Source organism: Polaromonas sp. P1_G2, assembly GCF_056405515.1.
In genome coordinates this window covers 1-1,034 of the sequence record NZ_JBFUBY010000541.1, presented here as the reverse complement: position 1 = coordinate 1,034, position 1,034 = coordinate 1, and the positions used below count along the sequence as shown (strand labels likewise).

The following is a 1,034-nucleotide window of genomic DNA, read 5'->3' as shown; positions in this document are numbered from 1 at the left end:
CACCAACGAGGGTGGCCAGCCAGCTTTTGCGCGTTTTCGCCGCCTAACCCCGGCCCCACAGCTGCCCCAGCAGCTGAGCGATGGCAAATGCCGCGAGTCCCGCCAGGCGTACCGCCGCGAGAGCACACACACCCAACGCCAGGGCCAGAAGCAGTTCAGCGGTGCTGGACACTTCCTGCTGCTCTTCGGGCGCGGGGACCTCGATGACAGGGGGTTGGAATAAAGTATTCATGCCGCATCATTCGCAAACTAAAGTAGTTCGTTTTGTCGGCGAAAAACGTTTTACCGGCTCAGCCGGAACCTACAAAAAAACCCTCCAAATGGAGGAGCGCTTCCCCATAGAAAGAAAAAAATTCTCACAATTTTCCGGTTGCAACCCTATTGACCTTCTCTAGAAAATCCTCATTCCATCGGTATTTTCTTTTAACTGTTTCTTGACTGCCCAGGAGGGGCGTATGGCTGATTCCAGAGTCATGGAAACGCTGCGCGCCGCTGTGAGAGTTGAGCAGCATGAAGAGCTCGAACGCACACGGCGCTACCAGGTGTTTATGCAAAAGATGGCTGCCTTCCAGAAGGGAGCAGGGTCTGCGCCTTCGCCCGAGGAATTCCAGCAATGGTGCGAGGACGTGGAGCACCGCCTCGCGCTGCGCCGGCTTGAGGCCGGCATCCCCGAGTGGTCGCCGGACGCCCGGGACGACTCCCGGTACTGACGGACTGAAGGCTCTCAGTCCTCGATCACCGCCGGCGTTTTCCGGCCGCGACCAAAGTAGCGGCGGACCTCTTCGGGCTCGCTGCCCACGGCATAGACAGCCGCCCGCAGTTCAAGCTCCGTGCATTGCAGCTCGGCGCACCAGTCGCGCACGGCAAGCGGATCCAGCAGGCTGATGCGCTTGCCCGCGTCGGCTGTTGGGGGAACTCGCGAAGCCGTCATGTTTCTCCCTTCGGGGGGACATTGAGGGGTACCGGGCCTGCTTCTGACCCGGATGCATCCCGTAACGTGACTTTGCTACCTTTTGGCCTACACCGCATCCTCC

Annotated in this window: 3 protein-coding genes; 1 reads left to right on the top strand and 2 read right to left on the bottom strand. The window is 59.9% G+C overall.

Annotation, left to right across the window (positions count from 1 at the left end; translation table 11 throughout):
- Positions 1 to 43: 43 nt before the first annotated feature.
- The gene (locus AC1D0P_RS26045; protein ID WP_477679368.1) at positions 44 to 232 is read right to left on the bottom strand and encodes a hypothetical protein; all 189 of its coding nucleotides are present in this window, start codon (positions 230 to 232) and stop codon (positions 44 to 46) included.
- 223 nt (positions 233 to 455) lie between these two features.
- Here AC1D0P_RS26045 and AC1D0P_RS26040 point away from each other — a divergent pair, with 223 nt between their 5' ends.
- Positions 456 to 710 carry a hypothetical protein gene (locus AC1D0P_RS26040; protein ID WP_477651817.1) on the top strand — a complete coding sequence of 85 codons (255 nt, stop codon included), beginning with the start codon at positions 456 to 458 and terminating at the stop codon, positions 708 to 710.
- 14 nt (positions 711 to 724) lie between these two features.
- Here the strand turns inward: AC1D0P_RS26040 and AC1D0P_RS26035 are convergent, their stop codons facing one another.
- Positions 725 to 931 carry a DUF3606 domain-containing protein gene (locus AC1D0P_RS26035; RefSeq protein WP_477679367.1) on the bottom strand — a complete coding sequence of 69 codons (207 nt, stop codon included), beginning with the start codon at positions 929 to 931 and terminating at the stop codon, positions 725 to 727.
- Between the last annotated feature and the right edge of the window lie 103 nt (positions 932 to 1,034).